This is a genomic window from Pseudomonas nitroreducens TX1, from assembly GCF_000313755.1.
Taxonomy (GTDB): Bacteria; Pseudomonadota; Gammaproteobacteria; order Pseudomonadales; family Pseudomonadaceae; genus Pseudomonas; species Pseudomonas nitroreducens_A.
On the sequence record NZ_AMZB01000136.1, the window covers coordinates 1 to 23,913 of the forward strand.

12 protein-coding genes and 3 tRNA genes are annotated in these 23,913 nt (G+C 62.3%); 2 read left to right on the top strand and 13 right to left on the bottom strand.

Going from position 1 to position 23,913, the window contains the following annotated elements; genetic code table 11:
- Positions 1–47: 47 nt before the first annotated feature.
- From cyoE to C167_RS0127780, 13 genes are all read right to left on the bottom strand, one after another.
- The gene (cyoE, locus tag C167_RS0127720) at positions 48–935 is read right to left on the bottom strand and encodes a heme o synthase (protein WP_017521587.1); all 888 of its coding nucleotides are present in this window, start codon (positions 933–935) and stop codon (positions 48–50) included.
- An 11-nt stretch (positions 936–946) separates the two neighbouring features.
- On the bottom strand, positions 947–1,312 hold the full coding sequence (gene cyoD, locus C167_RS0127725; RefSeq protein WP_017521588.1) for a cytochrome o ubiquinol oxidase subunit IV: 366 nt from the start codon (positions 1,310–1,312) through the stop codon (positions 947–949).
- Positions 1,312–1,941, bottom strand: coding sequence for a cytochrome o ubiquinol oxidase subunit III (cyoC, locus tag C167_RS0127730; RefSeq protein WP_015475724.1), 630 nt, complete (start codon positions 1,939–1,941; stop codon positions 1,312–1,314). The genes cyoD and cyoC overlap by 1 nt, the downstream gene beginning before the upstream one ends.
- A gap of 4 nt (positions 1,942–1,945) precedes the next feature.
- Positions 1,946–3,928, bottom strand: a complete 1,983-nt coding sequence (cyoB, locus tag C167_RS0127735) for a cytochrome o ubiquinol oxidase subunit I (RefSeq protein WP_017521589.1) — start codon at positions 3,926–3,928, stop codon at positions 1,946–1,948.
- A gap of 6 nt (positions 3,929–3,934) precedes the next feature.
- The gene (gene cyoA / locus C167_RS33015) at positions 3,935–4,918 is read right to left on the bottom strand and encodes a ubiquinol oxidase subunit II (RefSeq protein WP_051168002.1); all 984 of its coding nucleotides are present in this window, start codon (positions 4,916–4,918) and stop codon (positions 3,935–3,937) included.
- 926 nt (positions 4,919–5,844) lie between these two features.
- Positions 5,845–7,458, bottom strand: a complete 1,614-nt coding sequence (locus tag C167_RS33020; RefSeq protein WP_081596730.1) for a TolC family protein — start codon at positions 7,456–7,458, stop codon at positions 5,845–5,847.
- Positions 7,459–7,462: 4 nt separating this feature from the next.
- Positions 7,463–8,770, bottom strand: a complete 1,308-nt coding sequence (locus C167_RS0127750) for an HlyD family type I secretion periplasmic adaptor subunit (RefSeq protein ID WP_081596731.1) — start codon at positions 8,768–8,770, stop codon at positions 7,463–7,465.
- Positions 8,771–8,775: 5 nt separating this feature from the next.
- Positions 8,776–10,962 carry a type I secretion system permease/ATPase gene (locus C167_RS0127755; protein WP_037006376.1) on the bottom strand — a complete coding sequence of 729 codons (2,187 nt, stop codon included), beginning with the start codon at positions 10,960–10,962 and terminating at the stop codon, positions 8,776–8,778.
- Positions 10,963–11,223: 261 nt separating this feature from the next.
- Positions 11,224–12,123: an OmpA family protein gene (locus C167_RS33025; RefSeq protein WP_017521594.1), complete on the bottom strand. Its 900-nt coding sequence runs from the start codon at positions 12,121–12,123 to the stop codon at positions 11,224–11,226.
- Between the two features lie 103 nt (positions 12,124–12,226).
- On the bottom strand, positions 12,227–20,281 hold the full coding sequence (locus C167_RS0127765) for an Ig-like domain repeat protein (protein WP_017521595.1): 8,055 nt from the start codon (positions 20,279–20,281) through the stop codon (positions 12,227–12,229).
- A gap of 443 nt (positions 20,282–20,724) precedes the next feature.
- Positions 20,725–20,800, bottom strand: a tRNA-Lys gene (locus C167_RS0127770).
- Between the two features lie 5 nt (positions 20,801–20,805).
- Positions 20,806–20,882: transfer RNA gene (locus C167_RS0127775), tRNA-Pro, on the bottom strand.
- 9 nt (positions 20,883–20,891) lie between these two features.
- Positions 20,892–20,967 (bottom strand) — tRNA-Asn (locus tag C167_RS0127780).
- Between the two features lie 215 nt (positions 20,968–21,182).
- Here C167_RS0127780 and C167_RS0127785 point away from each other — a divergent pair.
- Positions 21,183–23,483 carry a DUF1631 domain-containing protein gene (locus C167_RS0127785; RefSeq protein WP_017521596.1) on the top strand — a complete coding sequence of 767 codons (2,301 nt, stop codon included), beginning with the start codon at positions 21,183–21,185 and terminating at the stop codon, positions 23,481–23,483.
- 11 nt (positions 23,484–23,494) lie between these two features.
- Positions 23,495–23,848 (top strand): PilZ domain-containing protein, encoded by a 354-nt coding sequence (locus tag C167_RS0127790; protein WP_017521597.1) that lies wholly within the window; start codon positions 23,495–23,497, stop codon positions 23,846–23,848.
- Positions 23,849–23,913 lie beyond the last annotated feature (65 nt).

The window sequence follows — 23,913 nt, forward strand, 5'->3', positions numbered from 1 at the left end:
AAAAGCCGCCCCGAGGGGCGGCTTTTTTTCGTTGCAGCACAGCAGCCTTACAGCGCCGCCAGCATCGACTGGGCCGGGATGGCCTGGAAGTCGATGGACATCATCAGGCTCAGCACGCTGATCGCGATGATGGAGAAGGCGAACAACTGGCGTGCCCAGCGGCGGTCGTCCTCGGCACTGAAGCCTTTCACCGCGATGAACAGCCACCAGGCACTGACGGCCAGCGCCACCACCAGGTAACCGTAGCCGGCAAAGCCGGTCACAGTCAGCAGCAGGGTCGCCAGGCCGAAGGCCACGACGTAGTAGAGGATCTGCTTCTTGGTCGCTTCGATGCCCTGCTCCACCGGCAGCACGGGAATCCCGGCAGCGCGATAGTCGTTGAGGCGGAAGATCGCGATGGCGTAACTGTGCGGCATCTGCCAGAGGCAGAAGATCAGCAGCAGCACCGCCGCGCCCATGTCGAAGTGACCGCTGGCGGCGCAGTAGCCCACCACCGGCGGCATGGCTCCGGAGAGACTGCCGACCAGCGTGCCGTAGACCGAGCTGCGCTTGAGCCAGAGGCTGTAGAGCACGACGTAGACGAAGAAGCCGAACGCGGCGAGCAGGGTCGCCTGCACGTTGGTCTTCCACGCCAGCAGGCCGAAGCCCGCCACACCGAGCACCACGCCGTGGGCCATGGCGGCCTTCAGCGAGATCTGCCCGGTCACGGTGACACGAGTGCGGGTACGCTCCATGAAGCGATCGATGTCGCGGTCGATGCAGTTGTTGAACACACAACCACTGGCAACCACCAGGGACAGGCCGATCACGGTGGCCAGCAGCAGCATCGGGTCAACGCTGCCGCGAGCGGCGAGGAAGTAGCCCCCCGCCACCGCGATCAGGTTGCCGAAGATGATGCCCGGCTTGGCCACCAGCAGATAACGCTTGAGTTTCACGGCATCGGCCCTCAGGGCATCGGCATCATCAGGGCGTCTGCGGTGTAGATGATCCACAGCGACAGACCGACCACCAGCAGGATGATGATGGCGGTGAAGATGAATGCCATGACGTTCCAGCGGCCTTCGGAGCTGAAGTTCATGTGCAGGAAGCAGATCAGGTGCACGACGACCTGGACCAGGCCCAGGATCACCATGGTCAGCAGGGTGGCATGACGCGAGAAGCCACCGTCGATGACCATGTAGAACGGGATGGCGGTCAGGATCACCGAGAGCACGAAGCCGATGGCGTACGAGCCCAGGCTGCCGTGGCCGGCACCGTGGGAATCGTGGCCGTGGGCGCCATGGGAGTCGTGATGATGTGCAGCAGCGGACATTACAGAGCCCCCATCAGGTAGACGACGGTGAATACGCAGATCCAGACGATGTCCAGGAAGTGCCAGAACAGGCTCAGGCACATCATGCGGGTGTTGTTCTGCGCGGTCAGGCCACGGGTGCCGATCTGCGCCATCAGCACCAGCATCCACAGCAGGCCTGCGGAAACGTGCAGGCCGTGCATGCCGACCAGGGTGAAGAAGGACGACAGGAAGGCGCTGCGGCTCGGGCCGAAGCCTTCGACGATCAGGTGATGGAACTCGTTGAGTTCCATACCGATGAACGCCGCGCCGCAGAGGAAGGTCACGCCCAGCCAGGCGATGGCCTTGCCCTTGGCACCCTTGTGCGCGGCCAGCATGGCCAGGCCGTAGGTGCAGGAGGAGATCAGCAGGATCGCGGTTTCGACGGCCACGTAGGGCAGTTCGAAAATGTCCTTGCCGCTCGGTCCGCCGGCCGTGTGGTTGACCAGCACGGCGTAGGTGGCGAAGACGCTGGCGAAGAGGATGCAGTCGGTCATCAGGTACAGCCAGAAGCCGAATACCGTCATACCGCCGCTGTCATGGGCGTGGTCGTGGTCGTGCGCCGCTTCGTGCGTATCGACCAGGTGTTGATTCAGTACTGCCGTCGACATGGTTTTATACCTGCTGCGCGGTGGCGAGTTTCTGGAAGTTGGCGTTCTCGATGCGCTCGATCTCATCCGGCTGGACGTAGTAGTCCAGGTCGGTGACGTAGCTGCGCACGATGATCGACGCGATCATGCCGACGAAGCCAACACCCACCAGCCACCAGATGTGCCAGATGGCGGCGAAGCCGAAGAGGAAGGCGAACACGGCGATGGAGAAGCCAGCGGCAGTGTTCTTCGGCATGTGGATCGGCGCGTAGGCCGGCAGCTTGCGGTACGCGGTACCGGTCTGCTTCATGTCGTGGAACGCGTCGATGTCGTTGACCTTCGGCAGTTCGGCGAAGTTGTAGTACGGCGGCGGCGAGGAAGTGGACCATTCCAGGGTACGGCCACCCCATGGGTCGCCGGTCAGGTCGGCCAGTTGCTTGCGGTTCTTGATCGACACCAGCAGCTGGATCAGCTGGCAGGCGATACCGAAGAAGATCAGCACGGCGCCGAAGAACGCCACCACCAGGTACGGCTTCCACATCGGGTTGTCGTAGTGGTTCAGGCGCCGGGTCATGCCCATGAAGCCGAGGATGTACAGCGGCATGAAGGCCATGTAGAAGCCGACCAGCCAGCACCAGAAGGAACGCTTGCCCCACTTCTCGTCCAGCTTGAAGCCGAAGGCTTTCGGGAACCAGAAGACGAAGCCGGCCAGGTAGCCGAACACCGCACCACCGATGATGGTGTTGTGGAAGTGGGCGATCAGGAACAGGCTGTTGTGCAGCAGGTAGTCAGCGCCCGGGATGGCCAGCAGAACGCCGGTCATGCCACCGATGGTGAAGGTGACGATGAAGCCCAGGGTCCACAGGATCGGGGTGTCGAAGCGCAGGCGGCCACGGTAGATGGTGAACAGCCAGTTGAACAGCTTCACCCCGGTCGGGATGGAGATCAGCATGGTCGCAACGCCGAAGAAGCCGTTGACGTCGCCGCCCGAACCCATGGTGAAGAAGTGGTGCAGCCACACGGTGAAGCCGAGGAAGGTGATCGCGGCGCTCGCCCACACCATCGAGGTGTAGCCGAACATGCGCTTGCCGGCGAAGGTCGCGGTGACTTCGGAGAAGATGCCGAAGGCCGGCAGGATCAGGATGTACACCTCAGGATGGCCCCAGGCCCAGAAGAGGTTGATGTACATCATGGCGTTGCCGCCCAGCTCGTTGGTGAAGAAGTGCATGTCGAAGTAGCGATCCAGCGACAGCAGGCCCAGGGCCGCGGTCAGGATCGGGAACGACGCAACGATCAGGATGTTGGCGAAGGTGCAGGTCCAGGTGAAGATCGGCATCTGCATCAGCTTCATGCCGGGGGTGCGCATCTTGAACACGGTGACCAGGAAGTTGATACCCGTGAGCAAGGTACCCATACCCGAGATCTGTAGCGCCCAGATGTAGTAGTCCACACCCACGCCCGGGCTGTAGGCCAGTTCGGACAGCGGCGGGTAGGCGACCCAGCCGGTACGGGCGAATTCGCCCAAGCCCAGCGAGACGTTCACCAGCATGGCGCTGACGACCAGCAGCCAGAAGCTCAGGGAGTTCAGGAACGGGAACGCCACGTCGCGCGCGCCGATCTGCAGCGGCACGGCCAGGTTCATCAGGCCGGTCATGAAGGGCATGGCCATGAAGATGATCATGATCACGCCGTGGGCGGTGAAGATCTGGTCGTAGTGTTCCGGCGGCAGGTAGCCGTGGTTGGCGCCTTCAGCCAGTGCGAGCTGGCCGCGCATCATGATGGCGTCGGCAAAGCCGCGCAGGAGCATGATCAGGGCGACGATGATGTACATCACGCCGATCTTCTTGTGGTCGATGGACGTCAGCCACTCGGTCCACAGGTAGGTCCACTTGCGGTAGTAGGTGATCGCGCCGAACACACCGAGGCCCAGCAGGGCGACGACGGCCAGCGTGATGACGATGATCGGCTCGTGATACGGCACGGCCGACAGTGTCAGTTTCCCGAACATCTGTGCTTACTCCTGGCTCGGATTCATTTGCATGCCCGGCATGTTGCTCATGTCGTGGCCCGCCATGGCGGCCTCTTCATGCGCTTCGCCGTGCTCGCCCTTCTCGGCCTGCTCTTTGGCTTCGTGGGCCTTGGCCATGGCGTGGCCGGCGTGTTCCCACTTGTTCAGCACGTGGGAGAACAGCTCGGGGCTGACGGTGGCGAAGTAGGTCGCCGGGACGTTCTCGGTCGGCTTCACCAGCTCCGGGTACTGATCAAGGTTCAGGGTCTGCTGCGAGGCCTTGACCTTCGCGACCCACTCCTGGAAGCCCTGCTCGGAGGTGGAGATGGCCTTGAACTTCATGCCCGAGAAGCCGCCGCCGCTGTAGTTCGCGGAGATGCCGTCGAACACGCCTTCTTCGTTGGCGATCAGGTGCAGCTTGGTCAGCATCCCGGCCATGGAGTAGATCTGGCTACCCAGCTGCGGGATGAAGAACGAGTTCATCACCGAATCCGAGGTGATCTGGAAGTTCACCGGGGTGTCTTTCGGGAAGGCGATCTCGTTGACGGTGGCGATACCCTGTTCCGGGTAGATGAACAGCCACTTCCAGTCCAGCGAGATGGCCTGGATGGTCACCGGCTTGACCTCGGAGTCCAGCGGACGGTAAGGGTCCAGCTTGTGGGTGCTCTCCCAGGTGATCCAGCCGAGCACGGCGATGATCAGGCAGGGAACCAGCCACACCACCAGCTCGATCCTGGTCGAGTGGGACCAGTCCGGCATGTAGGTGGCCTTGGTGTTCGAAGCCCGGTATTTCCAGGCGAACGCAAAGGTCATCAGGATGACCGGCACCACCACGATCAGCATCAGCAGGGTTGCCGTGATGATCAGGGACTTCTCGTCAGCGCCGACCTGCCCTTTCGGGTCGAACAGCGCCATGTTGCAACCACCGAGCATCAGCATCGGCAGCCACGCCAGTCTCTTCAAAATTCCTGTGTACTGCTCTTTTTTCATCTTGCGGCCTTAGTGGATGAAAATCGCTTCACCGCCCATGAGCCTTCGCCACGCATTGCTCGACGACTCGTTACCCGCGACTTTTCCAAGCCGCCTGCCAGGGCTGTCATGGATTCACGAACGCGGCCGCAAGGATTCCAGGCAAAGGGAGGTCGCCCGGTCTTCGCGATGCGAAACCGATTTCGTCAGCTGATTCGTTCCGTGTTATTCAGCGTGTGGTGTCTGGACTGGCGGCCCGCTAGAGCGCGCGCGTCGCACACCGGATGCACGAGCGGATTGCCCGACTCGTCTTATGACAGGAGCCCACCAATGGCAGCCCCCTGTTGTTATGCCGCTGCACCGAAGGGTGAACACTGGCAATGATCTGCGTCAGTGCGACTCAGCGATTTGGGGGTAGGAAATGGACGGCGGATATTACAAAGCATTTCAGAAATGCCTTTCAAGGCCCATTCCGCCCATTTTTTACAAGATATTTTCTCACCCCGAGAAACAGTCCCATCTGAAATCGCTCAGAAAACGATCAACTCATACCAATAGCGCAAGGCTTCAGCTCGCCACCAGGGTCTTGCACGCGCGTGCCACACGACTGTGTCAGAACCATGAAACACGCGGCTTCCAGCCCATCACCATGAGGGCACCATGAGGTGCTAACGCCATTGGCAAAGACCTTGCCATGATGGGGATCAAGCACCGTTGCGAAAGAGACGGAAACGCCTTGCGCACCCTGCGACACATCGACGCACTGGAACGTTTGCAAGACGGAAAATCATTCAATTTGTGACGACAGTACCCGGAGAATCAGATCGAACCCACAACATGCGCGTATGGTTCCGGGGACGAAACCCGACTGCCATGGCCGGCGAGACGACCATGGCAGGAGATGAAATACCCGGGGCGAAAACGCTCCCGACACCCAGCGCCGTCGATCAGTGGCTGGAGGCTTCGTGCCCGGGCGCCAGCCAGGCCATCAGTCCGCTGGTCTCGGCACGAATGCGCAGATCGGAGGTGACCGAGTTGTAGTAGGTATCCGACGCTTCGAGCTGGTGGGAGTAGTACTCGTTCTCGGCGATCAGCACATCCAGCAGGGTGCGCTTGCCCAAGTGGTACCACTGGTCATAGAACATCTTGCGGACCCGATCGGCCTCGCTCAGCAACTCCTTGTAGTCGGCCGCCCGGGAGGCCGACAGATCACGCTGCTGGACCAGATTGCGAATGGTGTACTCCGACTCACGACGAGTCGCTTCCATCTTCTGCTCCGCCGCGTTGGCCCGCGAGTAGGCAGCACGCTGCGCCGCCGACGCCGAACCACCGGTGAAAGCCGTCCACTCGACAGCAAGGCCCGTCGACCAGGGCGCCTCGTTGTTCATCATGTTGCCACCGGCACTGCGCCCGACGACCCAGTTCAGCTTCGGCATGCGCGAGGACTTCACCGAGTCCGCGTTGGCCAGCGCTGCCTCCTGCTCCCAGCGTGCCTGGCGAATCGCCGGCATATCCGACAACTGAGCCAGCGCCTGATCCAACGGCATAGGAGTCCAGTCCCATTTCGCATTGGCCGGCACCGTTACGTCTTCGCCGACTAATCTGGCCAGGGTGGTTTTCACTTCCTGGAGCTTGGCTTGCACCGTGTCACGCGCGGTCTCCGCCTGCAGGAGGCGTGAGCGAGCCTGTACCGCCTCACTGGCACGACCGGGGTCCACCTGGGCGATCTTCGACAGCATGTCCACCAACTCGCGCATGCGGGTCACGTACTGGTCACTGATCGTCAGCGCCTGTTGCTGGTGAGCCAACTCCACCACGGCCGACGCCGTATTGTACGCAACGGTGACCTCCGACTGCGCCAGCGCTTCCTGCTGCGCGTTCGCGGTTTTCTCACGGCTATCGATGGTGTGGCCGATGGTGCCGAAATCATAGATCGGCGTAGTCATCTGCACGGTGGTGCTGCCGCTGTTGTCGTACTCGTCGCTCTTCTTGCTCTGCCAGGACTTCGAGGCCGCGCTGACCTGAACCTGCGGCCAGCGTGCGCCCTTGGCCTGATCCACATCCCCCTTGGCAGCCTGCCAGTTGGCATCGGCCTGCTTCATCTCCGGGCTGATCTGCAACGCGGTGCTGACCATCTGGCGCAGGTACTCCAACGAGGCCTCCGAGCTTCCCAGGCTGGGGGAGGAAACACTGCCGCCTGAGCCGAACGAACCGCCAACGCCGACACCTATCGGCACACTCAGGTCCAGCTTGGGCTGTGCGGCTTGCTTCACCGGGCTGGACGAAGCAGCGGGCGCAGCTGCCAAGGTTACTTTCGCGCTTTCGACCACCGGAGCAGCGCTCGAAGGCGCGGCGACAACCACAGCTGCCGGGGCCGGTTCGGCAGCCTGGCCCGCCTGAGTCGATCTCGGCGTGGAGTAGAAGGTCAACGTGTCGCTCGTGTCATAGGCGGAAGCATTGGCAAGACCTGCCAGCGACGACATTGCAATGACCAGAGCCGGGCGACAGAAACACCATCGCTGATTCTTGAATGGGTGGAAGCTGGATGTACGGCTACTCATTGCATTATCTCTCTCGGAAGGCCTCACGCGCCTTGAGCGCAGGTTTGAGGATGTAGTCCAGGATGGTTTTCTCGCCGGTACGTATCTCTACCGTCGCGGTCATACCGGGGATGATCGGGAAGTGTTTGTCGCCGCGAGTGAGCTCGGCCTGGTCGGTGCGAATCAGTACGCGGTAATAGGTGTCCGGCTTGCCCTGCTGGCGGGCGCGGTCGTCGTCCTTGATGGTGTCCGGGCTGATGAGCTCGACCTTGCCGCTGAGGCCGCCATAGATGGCGAAGTCGTAGGCGGAAATCTTCACGGTGGCCTCCAGCCCGGGGCGCAGGAATGCCACGTCAGAGGGCAGGATCTTGGCTTCCACCAGCAGCTTGTCCTCCAGCGGGACGATTTCCATGATGTCCTGGCCCTGCTGGATGACGCCGCCGATGGTGTTGACGCGCACGTTCTTCACGATGCCCTTCAAGGGGGCCGTCAGCGTGGTGCGCTTCATCACGTCCTCGCGCCCCGCCGCATTCTCCACCGATTGCGCGAGCTCACTTTCGACACGGGTCAGTTCGGCGTTGGCGTCGGAGCGGTACTTGTTACGGCGCTCGCTGATCTGCAGGTTGAACTCGTTTGCCTGGCGTTTCATGCGCAGGATTTCAACGTCGGAGATCAGGCCTTGCTTGGCCAGGCGCTCCGAGACGGCCAGCTCACCGTTCGCCAGAGACAGGCTCTTCTGCAGCCCCGAAATGCCTTCGTCCAGTGCTTGCTTGCGGGCGTTATAAGCCTCGGTCTCGGCACTGACGATCGACGGCACGGCGATGACATCCGCAGGGAACACCAGCGGCTGACCGTAGGCCTCCGAGCGCAGGCGGACCAGTTGCCCCTTCAGCGCCAGGGCTTTCGACTGCGCCTCACGATAGGAAGCGCCGGCACGGGTAGGGTCGATCTTCAGCAGGACCTGACCGGCCTCCACCACATCGCCCTCGCGCACGTTCATCTGCTCGAGGATGCCGCCTTCCAGGCTCTGGATAACCTGCTCGCGACTGGACGGGATCACCCTGCCCTCGCCCTTGGTGATTTCTTCCACCCGAGCGAAATAGGCCCAGATGAGCAGACCGAAGAACACCGCGGCGATCAGCAACAGCACCACCATGCTCGCGGTGGTCTTCTGGGCGATCAGCGCTGCCTGCAAGTCCGAGACATAGACAATGTCGTTGTCGCGCAGCCGCGCGACTTCTTTCGAGTAAGGGGAAACGTTCGTAGCCGCTACAGCCTTCTGGGGCCGAGCGACAGCAGGCACCGTTGCCGGCTTCGTTGGGGTATCGGTCATGAGGTTTACCTGGCGGCAGCCGGAGCCTTGCCCGGCGCCTTGGAGTTGTTGGCCTGCAGGGCGCGCAGCACTTCGTCCTTCGGTCCGTCGGCGACGATCTGGCCGGCATCGATAACTATCAGTCGCTCGATCTGCTCCAGCACCGAGAAGCGGTGCGTCACCACCACCAGCGTGCAGCCGCGGGTAGCGGTCTCCAGCCGTTGCAGGAACTGGCGTTCGGTCTGCATGTCCATGCCGCTGGTAGGCTCATCCAGCAGCAGCACCTGGGGGTGCAACAACAGGCAGCGTGCCAGAGCGACGAGCTGCCTTTGACCACCGGAAAGCGCCTGGCCCATTTCTCCCACCGGGCGGTCGAAGCCTTGCGGATGACCCGCGACAATGGAGTCCAGGCCGGTCAGGCGCATCACATGCAGCACTTCCTCACTGGTCGCAGATGGGTTACCGATCAGCAGGTTGTCGCGCAGCGAGCCGAAGAACAGCCGCGCGTCCTGGCCAACGAAACCGACCGTGGAGTTCCAGTCCGCCGGATCGATCTGTTCAGCGTCGATGCCGTTGACCAGCAGTTGGCCTTCCACCGGCTGGTAGAGGCGAGCCATGACCCTCAGCAGTGTGGATTTGCCGCTGCCGATACTGCCGACAATGGCAACGCGCTCGCCGTGCTTGATGCTCAGGCTGATATTGTTCAGCACGGTCGGCCGCGGTTGCATCGGCGGAGCCGGATAGGAGAACTTCAGCTTGCGCAACGACAGCGTCGCGTTCTTCGGCGCGTCCAGATAACGGCGGCTGTTGTCGCGAACCGTGGGAACTTCCATCAACTGATTCAGCGAATTCAGCGCGGTCTTGGCCTGCTGGTAACGCACGGCCAACCCCACGGCACTGGCCAGCGGCGCAAGCGCGCGGCCACTGAGCAATACCATGCCGACCAAGGCGCCCTGGGTCATGTCGCCATCGCCGATGCGATACACGCCCCACAACACCAGGACCACCGTGGTCATCTGAGTGATCAGCGAAACCGAGTTGGCGGCCAAGTTCGACAGGGATTTGGTCTTGATCGACGAAGCCGCCAGTTGCGCGCTGAAATCCTCCCAGCGACGCAGCATGCTGCCCTCGGCGTGCGTCGCCTTGAGCGTCTCGACACCCTCGATCGCCTCGATCAGCAGGCCGTGTTTCTGCGAGGCCTCGCGAAGGTTCTCCTTCATGTAGCGCGACAGCGGCAGCTGGATACAGGCACACACGCCGAGCAGGACAAACATCGCGCCCAGCGGCACCATCGCCAGTGGGCCGCCGATGAGGAACAGCACCAGGACGAACAGCGTGCAGAACGGCAGGTCCGCCAGGGTCGCCAGGGATGCCGAGGTGATGAAGTCACGCACCGACTCGAACTCGCGGAACTGGTTGGCGAAGGAGCCGGCGGACGGCGGCTTGTGCTCCAGTCGCACCTCCAACAATTGACGGAACAGCTTCGCGCCGAGGATCAGGTCGGCCTTCTTGCCGGCAGTATCGATCAGGTAGGCGCGAACCTGGCGCGAGGTGAATTCGAAGGCGATCGCCATCACTACACCCGCCGCCAAAGACCAAAGCGTCACATAGGCCTGGTTGGGCACGACGCGGTCATAGACGTTCATGATGAAGAAGGTGCTGGCCAGCGCCAGGATGTTGATCAGCACGGTCGCCAGCGCACCGCTGTAGTAAAAGCGGCGGTAGTTCCACAGGGTGGAGAACAGCCAGTGGCCCTTGCCCTCGCCACGCGGAATTTCGGTGCGCGCATCTGGCGCCGGCTTGGGCCGCACCAGCAGCGCGTAGCCCAGGTAGTTCTCCTGCAGCTCTTCCGCACTCAGAGTGATGGCGCCCCCGCCAGCCTCGGGAACGATCAGGTCGAACTCTTCACCCCGACGGGCCACCAGGATACGGGCCTCGCCATTGCGGAACAGCAGCATCAACGGGAACAGATAGGAGGACAGCTCAGCCGGGCGTCGCTTCACCCAGCCGGCCCCGATACCGGCCTGTTCGAGCATACGCACCACCAGACTGGGTCTCAGGCGCTGATCGCGCGGCAATCCGGCATAAAGAGACTCAAGGCTCGCGGGTCGCTTGAAATGCGCGCAAAACCAGCGCACACCGGCCAACAGGCTGTCGCTGTCGGATGCAACGCCCAGGTCGACGACGGCCTCGGGCGTTAAAGAGGGATTCATGGGCACACCTTCAGGTACCAGGGAGGAAAACTGTCCGCATGGTAGAAATGCGCCGTTTCCGGCGGCATCGGAAAAGACTGATTGGGCTGGTGTACCTTTCCCTCACCGGCCAGGGGCAATGCGGGATGTGCGGTTTCGAGGGGGAGAAGAGAGAGGCCAGCGCGAGGGGGGGCAGGGATACAGCGAGAAAAGATCCCGCCAGAAGCGTGCCGCGATGGCACGTCCCGGCGGGATCAGGCGGGAGATGGAAGGTGAGTTGGATCAGTTGCCCGCAGTATTCTGGATGATCAACTCAACACGGCGGTTCGGCGCGTTACAGGCAATATTCTGGCTGCGCGAACCGGAGTTGCACTGCGCCACCGGCTCGGAGCTGCCGCGACCGCTGGCATGCACCAGTTTGCTCTGTACACCGCTATCCAACAGCGCGGCGCGCACCGTCTCGGCGCGTTGCTCGGACAAGCGTTGGTTGGCTTGAGCTTTACCAATCGGGTCGGCGTGGCCCACCACTTCGATGCTGGTGATGTTCTCGCGCTTCTGATTGATCTCTTCGACTACCTGACGCAGTTGTGCATGGCCTTCGGGTGTCAGGTCGTTGTATCCGCTCTTGCCGAACTTGAACAATACGTCGCTGCGCAGGCTCAGCCTGGTCTGGGTCTGGCACGGCACCACGGAAGCGGCACGGCTGAGCATATGAGTCTGCCGGCGCATGCCCCGCAGGCTCTGCTCGGCGTCCTGACCGCTGTGCACGATCGGGGTGCTCTGGTTCGGGACGACTGGCGCTTCCAGGACATAGGTGCGGCCGCCGTCGAATTTCGCGTAGCTCTGCGGATTGCGCTTGCCGGTGTACAGCGGCTCATCGCCGATATAGGACTCTACCGAGTGCTCGCCTGCAGGCGTGCAGAATACGGTATAGCCTCCAGGCATGAGAGCGCTGTGCAGTTGGCCGTCGATATAAATGTGGGCGGCATTCTTGCCGTCGTCGTGGCCACGAAACATCACGATCTGGGCCTGTTGGGCGATGACGGACTCTGTCCGCTGGTAAGTTTCGCCATAGATCTTCTGATTAAGCTCGAAGGCCATGCTTTGCGGAGCATGGACAGCAGCCATCACAGCCAGGGCTGCCAGCGTCAGGGACCACTGGCGCTTGATAGACGATTTCATTGTCAAAACTCTCTGGTTGGCGTCGCCCGGTGGGCGACGCGCAGGAATTGGGATGGATGACGGGAGACGGGACACACACCCCATCTCCCCTTCAAGGCCATGATTAGACGAGGGTGCTGGTCACCGCCTGCTTGATCAGAACCTCAGCGTCCAGGTTGCTGTAGCTGTAGACGTTGTAAGTCTCGCCACCGATGGATGCCGTACCGGCACTCTGCCAGACGCCAGGGGCGGTACCGTGATCATGCAGGTTGGATAGCTCCACCCGATCGCCCGCATCGCCATCGACCATTACCTGGACCTTGCCATCGGCACGGAACAGGTTGGTTTCGCCCAGGTTCAACACGTCGTTGAGAGAGATCTTCAGCGTGTTGTCGCCGGTGCCGGTGATGTCGAACTTCTCGATGCTGGCGATCTTGCCCTGGTCGTGGTCGCCGATGAGTCTGGTCAGGTCAAGGACCTGATTCGCACCGGTCAACTTCAGCGTGTCGAGGCCCACGCTGCCGTGGATGTGCGCGCCGTCCTGGGCGAAGTACGCCACTGGGTCGACAGCCATCGAGATGATGTCGCCGCCGGACAATATCGACGAGGAAACGTGGGTCACATGGGTGCCGCCTTGATCGCCCGTAATTTCGATTCTGCCAATGTTATTGCTGCTCGACTCGTAGGAGAACGACTGGATGTCGTAGGTACCGGTCGGGTTGAGCATCTGGACAGTATCCAGCACGGTTCCGTCGGTACTGTAGACCGTCATTACAGCCGCGTTCCCGGTCCCTGGCTCGATACCAGTGACGCCGATCTCGACCGTGGAGCGCGCCGAGTCGAAGGTAATAACTGCCGTCTTGTCCGCAGCCACGTACATTGAACCGCTCGTAGCGTTGGCCCACATGTTGCTGCCCGACGCCGTCTTGGTGGCAGTGCCGGTGACAGTGAAGGTCCCACTGGTGCTGTGATAGCCATTCAAGGACGTACCATCGCTGAAGGATTGCACGGCAAAGGACTGACCCTGCCACGAGACCTCTTTCGTGGCATTAGCCCCGTCGTAGTATGTCTCCCAACCATGGTCAACCAGACTCTGGCCGGACGATGCCGACGTCGCCAGGGTCGTAGTGAAGTTGTCCAGCAACGTACCGTTCTTGTCCTGGTAGACCACCGCTTTGCCAATGTGCGTCCCTTCCGGCGCGGTATAGGACACTTGCTCATAGCTGTAGGTAGAACCGCCGTTGTTCACGACATAACGGTCGAAGATCAAGGCACCGTTGGTGTCGTAGACCTCCAGGCGGGAGCCATTGTTGGCGATGGTCTGTTGGGTTTCCAGGCCCCACAGGTTGTAGGAGATGGACTGCACCGGCTGGTCGAAGGTGAAGATCGCTGCCGAGTTGCTGATCGCGCTGGTGCCGGTACCGATGTACAGGTATGAGCCATCCGGGTTGTGCTCGATTGCGCTGCGTACCGATACAGTGCCCTGCGATGTCAACGTGAAGTGCCCTTCATCGCTGTGATAGCCAGTGCCCGAGGTGGCTTTGCCAACTTCATTGGTAAATGTGTCGTTGTAGCCAGGCACATGATGGACCTGAGAGAACTTCAGGGTATCAAGAACGACACCGCCTCCGGCCGCGCCCGAGCTGTTCACACCATCGCCATAGATCATCACTTTGCCGATATCCGCACCCACCGGGGCGGTGAAGCTGTACTTCGCCGAGGCGCTGACACCACCACTTCCGTCAGCCAGGACATTCGAATCGGAAAGGACATTACCCTCGGTGTCGTAAACCACCACGCGCGAGCCACCCGAGTTGTTCTGCAGCGAGCTTATGTTGATAGAGAAGCTATCCACCGGCGTAGTGAAGTTGATCTGCGCATAGTTGGTGGTTGCGCCACTCGACGGGTTATCGAAGTACAGGCCGGCGTTACCTGAAGCGGTCGCATCAAGGTGAGTAAGGGTGCCGTTGGAGGTGATGGTAATGCCACCGCCCTGGTAGACCGTTTGCGAGCCAAAGGTGGTGACGTTGCGGTTCAGGTCGTCGATAGCCAGCGTCTCCCAACCCTGGCCGTGAACCTGGAATACCGAACTCGGCAAGCTCACCTGCCCCTGCGGGGTGACGATTTGCGCGGTGACTGCGAAGTCCCACTGGCCACCCTGGGTAGTGGTCTGCTGGGTTGGAACATTGGCCGTCACAGTGCCCGAGGCGATGTCGCCATTGGTCAGCACCTGATCATAGGTAGTGTCGCCCCAGACGATGTGCAAGGTGTCACCCGCCTTGGCGTTGGTACCGGCCAGGGAGACGTTTACATCGCTACCGTCTGCCGCCTTGTCCGTGGTGTATGCGCCGACAGCATCCGGAATACCGGTGATTGTCGGCGCACCGCCTGCCGAGCCCAGCAAGGTCACGTTCTGGCTCGCCACATCGGTCTGCACCACACTGCCATCCACAACGCGGGCCTGGATAGTCCAGTTACCAGTGTGTGCGTCGGTGTCTACGGCAGTCCAGTTCAGGTTGTTCGTGGCGGCGTCTTTCCAGGTAGCACCGCCATCGAAGGAAACCTGTACCTTCTGATTACCGGTCAGTGCCTGCGCAACGGTGCCGTACACACCACGTCCAGCCCCGCCATCCTGCGTGATGAAATCGCCGGAGTGCGCCATGTCATTGGCCGAGTCCTTGCTCATGCCGGTGATGGATACCGCGTTCAGCTGGACCTGATACGAATGACTGGCAGTGATGGCGCCCGCGTTACCCGCCGCGTCATGCGCCACCAGGGTCGCATCGATCTCATGCGCTGCGTCATCCACCAGCTTGCTGCCAGGGACGTCCACGCCCCAGGTCCCGTCCGCCCTCACATCGGCGCTGTAGGTGGTAGCGTCGAGCACGAAGGTCACCTTGTCGCCCGCGGTGAAATCACCGGTCACCTTGCCACTGATCGTCACGTTGCCCTGCGACTCCACCGAGCTGATGGCGTTGTCGCTGGTCACATTGTCGATGGTCAGCTTCGTGGAACCGTCATTCGGCCCCGTGTAGTCGGTGATGAGGGTGAACGGATCGGACTTCGGACTGACGTTGCCGGCCTTATCGGTCGCATCGACGGTGAACGTGTGTTCGCCTTCGCTGATCGGCGTGGTCGGGGTGTAGCTCCAATTGCCATCCTTGTCGGCGGTGGTATTGCCCAGTTTGTTGCCGTTATCGTAGATGACCACGGTGGAGCCGGCTTCAGCCTTGCCCGACAGGGTCGGGGTGGAGTCGTCGGTCACGCCGCCGTTCCCGACCGGGCCCTGGATGCTGCCCACGTCGTCGTACACGGAATCAATGCTCGGCTTGGTCGGCGCGGTCGTGTCGAGGTTGAAGCTGAACTTCGCCGGGTCGCTGACGTTGCCGGCCTTGTCGGTGGCGGTGGCGCTGATGGTATGCGCACCGTCAGCCAGATCGGCGGTCGGGGTGAAGGTCCAGTTACCCCTGGCGTCCACGGTGGTGGTGCCCAGCCTGGTCTCGCCATCGTAGACGGTGACGGTGCTGCCAGCCTTGCCGGTGCCCTGGATTTCCGGACGCGTGTCGTCGGTCACGCCGTTGGCGGCGATGTCGCCCTTGATGGAGCCGACATCATCGATCACGTGGGTGATGGCGATGAGGTTCTTCGAAGTGTCGACGATCACGTCCAGCTTGTCGCCCTGGCCGCTGCTGTTGCCAGCCGGGTCCAGCACTTCGGTGGTGAGGGCGTGATCGCCATCGGCCAGCGGAGTGGTCGGGGTGAATTCCCACTTGCCGTCGGCGTCGACATCGGCTTCGCCCAGCCTGGTGCCGTTGTCATAGATGATGACCTTGCCGTTGGGCTCGGCATCACCGCTGAAGGTCGGGCGGTTGTCGTCGGTGATGTCGCCTTCGTGCAGCGGGCCGGTTACGTCGCCAACGTTGTCGGTCACGACCAGGTCGCTGACGTTGGACGGTTTGCTGGTGTCGACGGTGAAGTCCCACTTGCCGGTCGGTTCGCTGACCACGCCCACGGCGTTGGTGGCGGTGGCATAGACCTCATGTTCGCCATCAGTCAGTTCGCTGGTGGTGATGCTCCAGTTGCCTTTGCTGTCGGCAGTAGTGCTGCCGATCAGCAAGCCGTTGCCGTCATACAGCTTGACGGTGCTGTTCGCTTCGGCAGTGCCCGCGACAGTCGGCTGGTTGTCGTCGGAGACGTCGCCCTTCTGCAGGAAGCCCTGGTAAGGGCCGACATCGTCGTACACGCTGACGATGACCGGCGCGGCCGGTGCGGACGGGTCGAAGGTGAAGCTGTACGCTTCGCTCGCCGCGGAGCTATTGCCCACTGGATCGGTTTCCACCACGGTCAGGTCGTTCAGGCCGACGTTGAGCGGGGTTTCCGGCGTCATCGACCAATTGCCGTTCTCGTCCACCACGGCGCTACCGATCTTGTGGTTGCCGGTGCTGTCATTGGCGTACACGGTGATGGTGTCGCCGGCAGTGCCGGTGCCGCTGATTTCCGGACGCGGGTCGTCAGTGGTGCCACCTTGCGCGACATTGCCGGTAATGGTGCCGACCTTGTCTTCCACCCCGGTGATGGCCGGCGCGTCAGGCGCGGTGTAGTCGGTGGTGATGCTGAAGACGTCCGATTTCGGGCTGGTGTTGCCAGCCTTGTCGGCGGCATCGACGGTGAAGTCGTGCTGGCCTTCGCTGATCGGCGTGGTCGGGGTGTAACTCCACTTGCCCTCGGAGTCAGCCACCACGGAGCCCATTTTCTCGCCGTTGTCGTAGACGATCACGGTCGAGCCGGCTTCGGCGTTGCCCGACAGGGTCGGGGTGGAGTCGTCGGTCTTGCCGCCGTTCTCGATCGGCCCCTGAATGCTGCCCACGTCGTCGGTCACGCCGTCGATGCTCGGCGTGTTCGGCGCAGTGGTGTCCACGCTGAAGTCGAACGCGTTGGTCGGTGTGCTGGTGTTGCCGGCCTTGTCGGTGGCTGTGGCGGTGACGCTGTGCGCGCCTTCGGCCAGCTCGCTGGACGGGGTGAAGCTCCAGTGGCCCTTGGCGTCCACGACGGTGGAGCCCAGCTCAACCTCACCGTCAAAGACGGTGATGGTGCTGCCGGCCTTACCGCTGCCCTGGATTTCCGGGCGGGTGTCGTCGGTCACGCCGTGCAACTTGATGTCGCCCTGGATGGCGCCGACATCATCGATCAGGCGATCGATGGTCACGACGACCTCCTGGGTGTCGACGATCACGTGCAGCGGGTCGCTCTGGCCACTGCTGTTGCCAGCCTCGTCCAGTACTTCGGTGGTGACGGCGTGCTCACCATCCTTGATCGGCTCGGTGGGGGTGAACTCCCACTTGCCGTCGGCGTCGACGTCGGCTTCGCCCAGCTTCTCGCCGTTGTCATAGATGATGACCTTGCCATTGGGCTCGGCATCGCCGCTGAAGGTCGGGCGGTTGTCGTCGGTGGTGTCGCCGTCGTGCAGCGGCCCCTGCTTGTCGCCGACGTCGTCGGTCACGACAAGGTCGCTGACGTTGGACGGCGCGCCGGTGTCGATGCTGAACGGCCACAGGCCGGTCGGCTCGCTGGCCACGCCAATAGGGCTGGTGGCAGTGGCATAGACTTCGTGCTTGCCATCGGCCAGGGCAACGTCAGGGGTGATGTTCCAGTGACCCGAAGCATCGGCGATGGCACTGCCGATCGGGACGTGGTTGCCGTCATAGAGGGTGACCGTGCTGCCGGCCGGCGCGCTGCCGGCGAAGGTCGGCGTGTTGTCGTCGGTCACGTCGCCCTTCTGCAGGAAGCCCTGGTACGGACCGACGTCGTCATACACGCTGTCGATCGTCGGTACGGCCGGCGCAGACATGTCCAGCGTGATGCCGTAGGGCTCGCTGGTGGTCGAGTTGCCGGCAACGTCGGTTTCTACAGCGGTCAGCTCGTTCAGGCCGACGTTGAGAGGCAGCTCCGGAGTCAACGACCAGTTGCCATTCTCGTCCACCACGGCGCTGCCGATCGGATGGTGACCGGTGCCGTCCTGGGTGTAGACGGTGACGGTGTCGCCGGCGGTACCGGTACCGCTGATGGTCGGATGCGAGTCGTCGGTGGTACCGCCGTTCTCGACGTTGCCGGTGACCAGACCCGCGTCGTCGAGCACGCCGGTAATGGCCAGCTTGTCGGCATCCGGCGCGGTGGTGTCGATGATTACCTTGACCTCGGTCGGTTCACTCTTGTTACCCGCCGGATCGATGGCGATGACGGTGATGGCGTTTTCGCCTTCCGCCAGCGGCAGGGTCGGGGTGACAGACCAGTCACCGTTTTCGTCGGCTTTGGTTTTGACTTCTTCACCGGTGGGTAAGATGACGACCACGTCGGCACCCGGTTCGGTGGTGCCACCGATGGTCGGGGTGTTGTCGTTGGTGATGCCGTCCCCCTTGGTGCCCGAATCGGACGCAGGGTCGAGCCAGGCATCCGGAGCGCCCGGAGCCTGGGTATCGATCACCACGGCAATGACGGTCGGCTCGCTCTGGTTGCCGGCAGGGTCAGTGGCGATGACGCTGATGTCGTTCTTGCCTTCAGGCAGCGGCTGGGTCGGAGTCACCGACCAGTCGCCGTTCGCATCGGCCGTCGTGGTCACAGCCTCGCCCGTGGGGAAGGTGACTTCCACGGTGGCGCCCGGCTCAGTCTTGCCGTCGATGGTCGGCTTGGTGTCGTTGGTGATGTCGTCACCCTGGATACCGCTGTCGGAAGCGGGGTCCAGGTGCGCTTCAGGCGCGCTCGGGTCGCGGGTGTCGATCACCACGGCGATGACGGTCGGCTCGCTCGGGTTGCCGGCCGGGTCGGTGGCGATGACGGTGATGTCGTTGTTGCCTTCGGGCAGCGGCTGGGTCGGGGTCACCGACCAGTCACCGTTCTCGTCGGCCTGGGTGATGATGGTCTCGCCGGTGGGGAAGGTGACGGTCACCTCGGCGCCCGGCTCGGTCTTGCCATCAATGGTCGGCCTGGTCTCGCTGGTGATGTCATCGCCCTTGATGCCGGTGTCGGACGCAGGGTCCAGATGCACTTCGGGAGCCGCCGGGGCGATGGTGTCGATGATGACCGGCACGGTGATTTCGGTCTGGTTGCCAGCCGGATCCTGTTCGATCACCTTGATGTCGTTGTTACCTTCGGGCAGCGGCTGGGTCGGCTGGGGCGCCACCCAGGTGCCATCTTCGGCGACAACGGTGGTCACGCTCTCGCCCGTGGGGAAGATGACGATGATGGTGTCGCCCGGCTCTCCTTCACCATGAACGGCCGGCGTGTTGTCCGGGCTGTGGGTCTGGCCGTCGTCGCCCTTGGGGCCGTCGATCTCGGCGATCGGCGCAGCCGGCGAAGTGGTGTCGACGACGATGTCGATCACCTTGACCTTGTCGCTGAGGCTCTGGCCGGGAACGACCTGGGTAATGTCGAAGCTGTGCGGGCCATCTGCCAGCTCAGGGGTGAAGGACCAGGTGCCATCCGCCGCAACGAGGGCGGTGCCGATTTCCTGGCCGTTGTCATAGATGTGGATGGTCGCGCCAGGCACGCCGTTGCCGGAAATGGCCGGGTGCGAATCGTCGGTGACGTCGCCATTGGCTAATTGCCCCTGGATCGGACCGACATCGTCCATGGCCTTGGTGTTGGTGGGGGCAGCACTGGTGGGCGTGTGGTGACCACCGCCATCCTTGTTGTGATGGATGATGGCGGCGGCCGCGGCGCCAACGCCGGCCAGGCCGAGCAGCCACGGCCAGAGGACGAAGCCTGCAGCGTCATCGAAAGTGGACGCCTGATAAGCGGCGCCGTCCGCCAGGGCATCACCGCCCAATGCAATGGGAGCCGACTCCCCCTCGGCCAGCAGCAGCGGGCCGCCGAAACCTTCGCCGTCCGTGCGGACATAGGCATACAACTGGCCGTCTTCGGCAACGCCATAGAGCTGGCTGTCCACGCCGTCGGCATAGAAGTCGGTAATCGTCAGATCAGGCTCTTCACTGCCTTCGAAGCTGATCTGCAGATCCTTGCCAACGCGTTTGACGGTGACGTTTTCCGGGGCGACGTCGCTGTTTTCGACCTGGAGAAGGTACTTGGTACCTGAATGCGCCTTGGTTTTTCCGCCCGCTTTCACCGCAACCTTCTTGGCTGCGTTTTCGGTCACGGCGACAAGACCGATAGTTTCAACTGCCATTTAAACCCACCTCGGGAGGGACACGTTTCGAGGTGAGAAGCTTAATTTTCTGCCACAAGCGAAAAGATCAGACCGCTCTGACGAGGCGTCCGGTTTTTCTGATCAGCCATGTCAGGCGCCTGCGAAATCAAGCCATAAAAAACGAAGTTCGAGTCGATGCGAACTCGCAATGACGCCGCAAGGATCAGCCTGGAGTAGCAGCGACCATCACAGTGGCAAGCGAAGGATCCACCCTGCGCACTACCGCACAAAGGCATTCCTTCTCTTTGAGCATTCTGCCGGGTGTGGCCCCTGGGGGAACCAAGAGTTCGCGCGAACGCTGGCGTGACGGCAAAATGGATACTGTGCGCAGAAACGAAAAAGCCCACCTGTGAAGGTGGGCTTTTCGGGTGAAGCGGCTTTGACTCCGCTTCCAGGATCTGCTGATACAGATGCCTTGAATATGGTGGGTCGTGTAGGATTCGAACCTACGACCAATTGGTTAAAAGCCAACTGCTCTACCGACTGAGCTAACGACCCAAAGTTGGTCGGGGTAGGGGGATTCGAACTCCCGACATCTTGCTCCCAAAGCAAGCGCGCTACCGGACTGCGCTATACCCCGTTTGAAAGTTGGCTCCGCGACCTGGACTCGAACCAGGGACCCAATGATTAACAGTCATTTGCTCTACCGACTGAGCTATCGCGGAACTGCAAGACTTCCAATCTCTTCTACTTTCTTCCGGCTTCACCGGTTTCCCGTATCAGAGGCGCGCCATTTTACGTATATCGAAACGCCTGTCAACACTCTGATCCAAAAAGTTTTTCTCTCCTTTGCAGGCGGCCGGGCTGGTTGCTATATCTGCATGGAAAACTCGAGTGATCCACCGTGGCTGCAAACGGAACGATCACGCACAGGACGGCCATGAGCAACAAGGACACCCCACCGCCCTCCCCCCTCGCCAGCCGGGCTATCCAACCCCGCTTCGGCGAGCTGGTGCAGGCTTGCCGCCAATTGGCGATGAATCACCTTGCCGAGCTACTGGGGAATGTCTTCGCCCAGGTGGACGACGCGCTCTTCGAGTGCGCCGAGAAAGCCGAGAACAACCAGGTCCAGGCCCTTTTCTTCGATGCCATGCGCGAAGTTCGCCGCGAGCGGCCGAACCTCGAGCGTTTCTACCACCAGCGCATTGCCCATGGCCTGAGCGACTTCCTCGAAGGCAAACTGCCTTTCTCGGAGCCGCTGGAGGAGCTGGACGTCGACCAGCTGACCCTGGTCGGCAACGACGAATATGAAGAAACGCTGCTGGTAACCAACATGGTCAACCAGGTGCGCGCCCACTCAACCCAGCAGCTGTTCGCGCTGGATCAGCGCCTGGCACTGCTCAACAACGGCAGCAAGCTGGGCGAGGACCGCAACCCCTTCGGCCCGCAGGCCATTGCCCAGGCATTCCGCGACACTCTGGCACGAAGCACCTTCCCACTGCGGATCAAGACCATCCTTTATGTGCTGTTCGATCAACAGGTCATGCAGCATCTGCAACCTCTATATGAACAGCTGAACAAACGCCTGGCCGATGGCGGGGTCCTGCCCAACCTGAAATATCGCCCGCAGGGGCAGCGCCAGGCATCCCCAACCGCACCGCGCCCGCCTGTGACCGGGAAAAACACCGCCACAACGGACGTCGGAGCGCCAACGCCAGTGCCCTATGCCGCGAGCGATATGCCGGAAATGCCACCGGGCGACCGCAATGCGCTGTTCGGCGGCCTCGCAGTCCTGCTTGCCGAGCACCGCCGACGAGGCAACAAGGCCACGCTGTTCGGCAACACCCAGAGCATCGTCAGCTTCGGACCGAGTTCGGCCACCACGACCTACAGCGCCAACGAGTTGCTCGAGGCGCTGAATCGCCTGCAGCGCGAATCGGCCCACGAACTGGCCCAGCGCCTTCGCCAGCCACAGCCGGTCGATGCGCTGAAGGCCGACCTGCAGCGCCAATTGGAATCCGGCAGCGCGCAACCGAAGAACACCCGGCTGACCGACCAGGAGGCCGATGTCATCGACCTGGTGGGCATGGTCTTCGACTTCATCCTCGACGACGAGAACCTGCCGGACAGCTGCAAGACCACCCTCTCCCACCTGCATACGCCCTTCCTCAAGGTCGCCCTGCTGGACAAGCAACTGTTCACCCAGCATCACCATCCGGCACGCAAGCTACTCAATGCCATGGCCCAGGCCGGCGTGCTGTATGGCGGCGAGGGCGAGGAGCGCGCTCTGCTGGCGAAGATGCACTGGGTAGTCGAGCGGGTGATCCAGGGCTTCGTCGGCGACCTGTCGCTGTTCGACAGCCTGCTGGGCGACTTCAACGAATACGTCAGCAACCTGCGACAGAAGGTCGAGCTGCGCGAGCGTCGAGCCATGGAGGCCGCCCGCGGCCGCGACCGTCTACTGGCCGCCCGCGAGCAAGCGCTGGACGCCATCGCCAAGGTGACGCAGGACCGCGACTTGCCGGAACTGGTGCGCAACTTCCTGGAAATGAGCTGGTGCGATGCTCTTACCTTCATTGTGCTGCGCAGCGGCGAGCACAGCGACGAATGGAAACGCGCCTGCGAAGTCGGTGAACAACTCGCCTGGAGCGTGACGCCTCTGGATGCCGCTGGCCGCGATCATCTGCAGGCCATCCGCTTGGCCCTCCTGGAAGAGCTGCGCAAGGGTCTGGAAGTGCTGGGGGGTTACCACGAGGACGGCATCCGCCGGCTGCTGCAGGATCTGGTTGCCTGCCAGCACGCGATCCAGGCACAGCAACCGCAGATCGCCGCGCAACTCAAGCAGGAGCTGCCGGAGAGTCCGCTGGGCGCCATGCTTGGCGCCGAGGGCCATACCCTGGTCAAGCCCGATGGCGCGGCGCTCTCCGAACGCGTGCGGGTATTGATCAAGGAGTTGAGCCAGCAGGAGTTCGGCACCTGGTTCGAATTCAGCGACACCACGCCGCCGCGCCGGCTCAAGCTCTCGTGGTTCAGCCCGACCACTCGCAACTACATGTTCGTCGACCACACAGGGCAACGGGTGGCGGTCAAACCGATAGTGCAGTTGGCCCAGGATATGGAGGCGGGCAGGGTCCGCCTGGTACCGATGGAACAGTCCGCCCCGCTGATGGATCGTGCGCTGAATGCCATCTACCGGGTCCTGCAACGCTTTACTTCCGGGCGCAGCCCGGCACAGACCTGAGGGAGCAGTCGATGAGTGAACGTCGCCAGCATAGCCGGCAGCAGACCGGGCTGACCGTGGAAGTCTTCGACCGTCACACCAGGCGCAGCCTGGGCCGGCTCGCCGACCTGTCCGCCGAAGGGTTCATGCTCTGCGGGGTGGACGTGCCGGAGGCCGACTCGGTCTGGGAGTGTCATCTGGTACCGGCTCCGCCACTGGACGAAATCGGCGAGATCCAGCTCGGCGCCGATTGCCTGTGGAGTCGCGCCGGCACCGACGGCCAATTGGGCTGGGCGGGTTTTCACATCATCGACATCGCCGAGGATCAGGCGGAGCGGATCGAGCAACTGCTGATCCTGCTCGGTGGGGCCCGCGAGACAGGCTGAATACCAATGGGAGCCGGCCATGCGCGCGATCACGGAACGGGCCAGCGCCGGCCGGACAGGAAAAA

Excerpts from the sequence above, each read along its gene's own strand:
- cyoA (WP_051168002.1), bottom strand. The coding sequence starts at position 4,918 with ATGAAAAAAGAGCAGTACACAGGAATTTTGAAGAGACTGGCGTGGCTG.
- C167_RS0127765 (WP_017521595.1), bottom strand. The coding sequence starts at position 20,281 with ATGGCAGTTGAAACTATCGGTCTTGTCGCCGTGACCGAAAACGCAGCC.
- C167_RS33025 (WP_017521594.1), bottom strand. The coding sequence starts at position 12,123 with ATGAAATCGTCTATCAAGCGCCAGTGGTCCCTGACGCTGGCAGCCCTG.
- C167_RS0127750 (WP_081596731.1), bottom strand. The coding sequence starts at position 8,770 with ATGACCGATACCCCAACGAAGCCGGCAACGGTGCCTGCTGTCGCTCGG.
- cyoD (WP_017521588.1), bottom strand. The coding sequence starts at position 1,312 with ATGTCCGCTGCTGCACATCATCACGACTCCCATGGCGCCCACGGCCAC.
- C167_RS0127785 (WP_017521596.1), top strand. The coding sequence starts at position 21,183 with ATGAGCAACAAGGACACCCCACCGCCCTCCCCCCTCGCCAGCCGGGCT.
- C167_RS33020 (WP_081596730.1), bottom strand. The coding sequence starts at position 7,458 with ATGAGTAGCCGTACATCCAGCTTCCACCCATTCAAGAATCAGCGATGG.
- cyoC (WP_015475724.1), bottom strand. The coding sequence starts at position 1,941 with ATGTCGACGGCAGTACTGAATCAACACCTGGTCGATACGCACGAAGCG.
- C167_RS0127755 (WP_037006376.1), bottom strand. The coding sequence starts at position 10,962 with ATGAATCCCTCTTTAACGCCCGAGGCCGTCGTCGACCTGGGCGTTGCA.
- cyoB (WP_017521589.1), bottom strand. The coding sequence starts at position 3,928 with ATGTTCGGGAAACTGACACTGTCGGCCGTGCCGTATCACGAGCCGATC.
- C167_RS0127790 (WP_017521597.1), top strand. The coding sequence starts at position 23,495 with ATGAGTGAACGTCGCCAGCATAGCCGGCAGCAGACCGGGCTGACCGTG.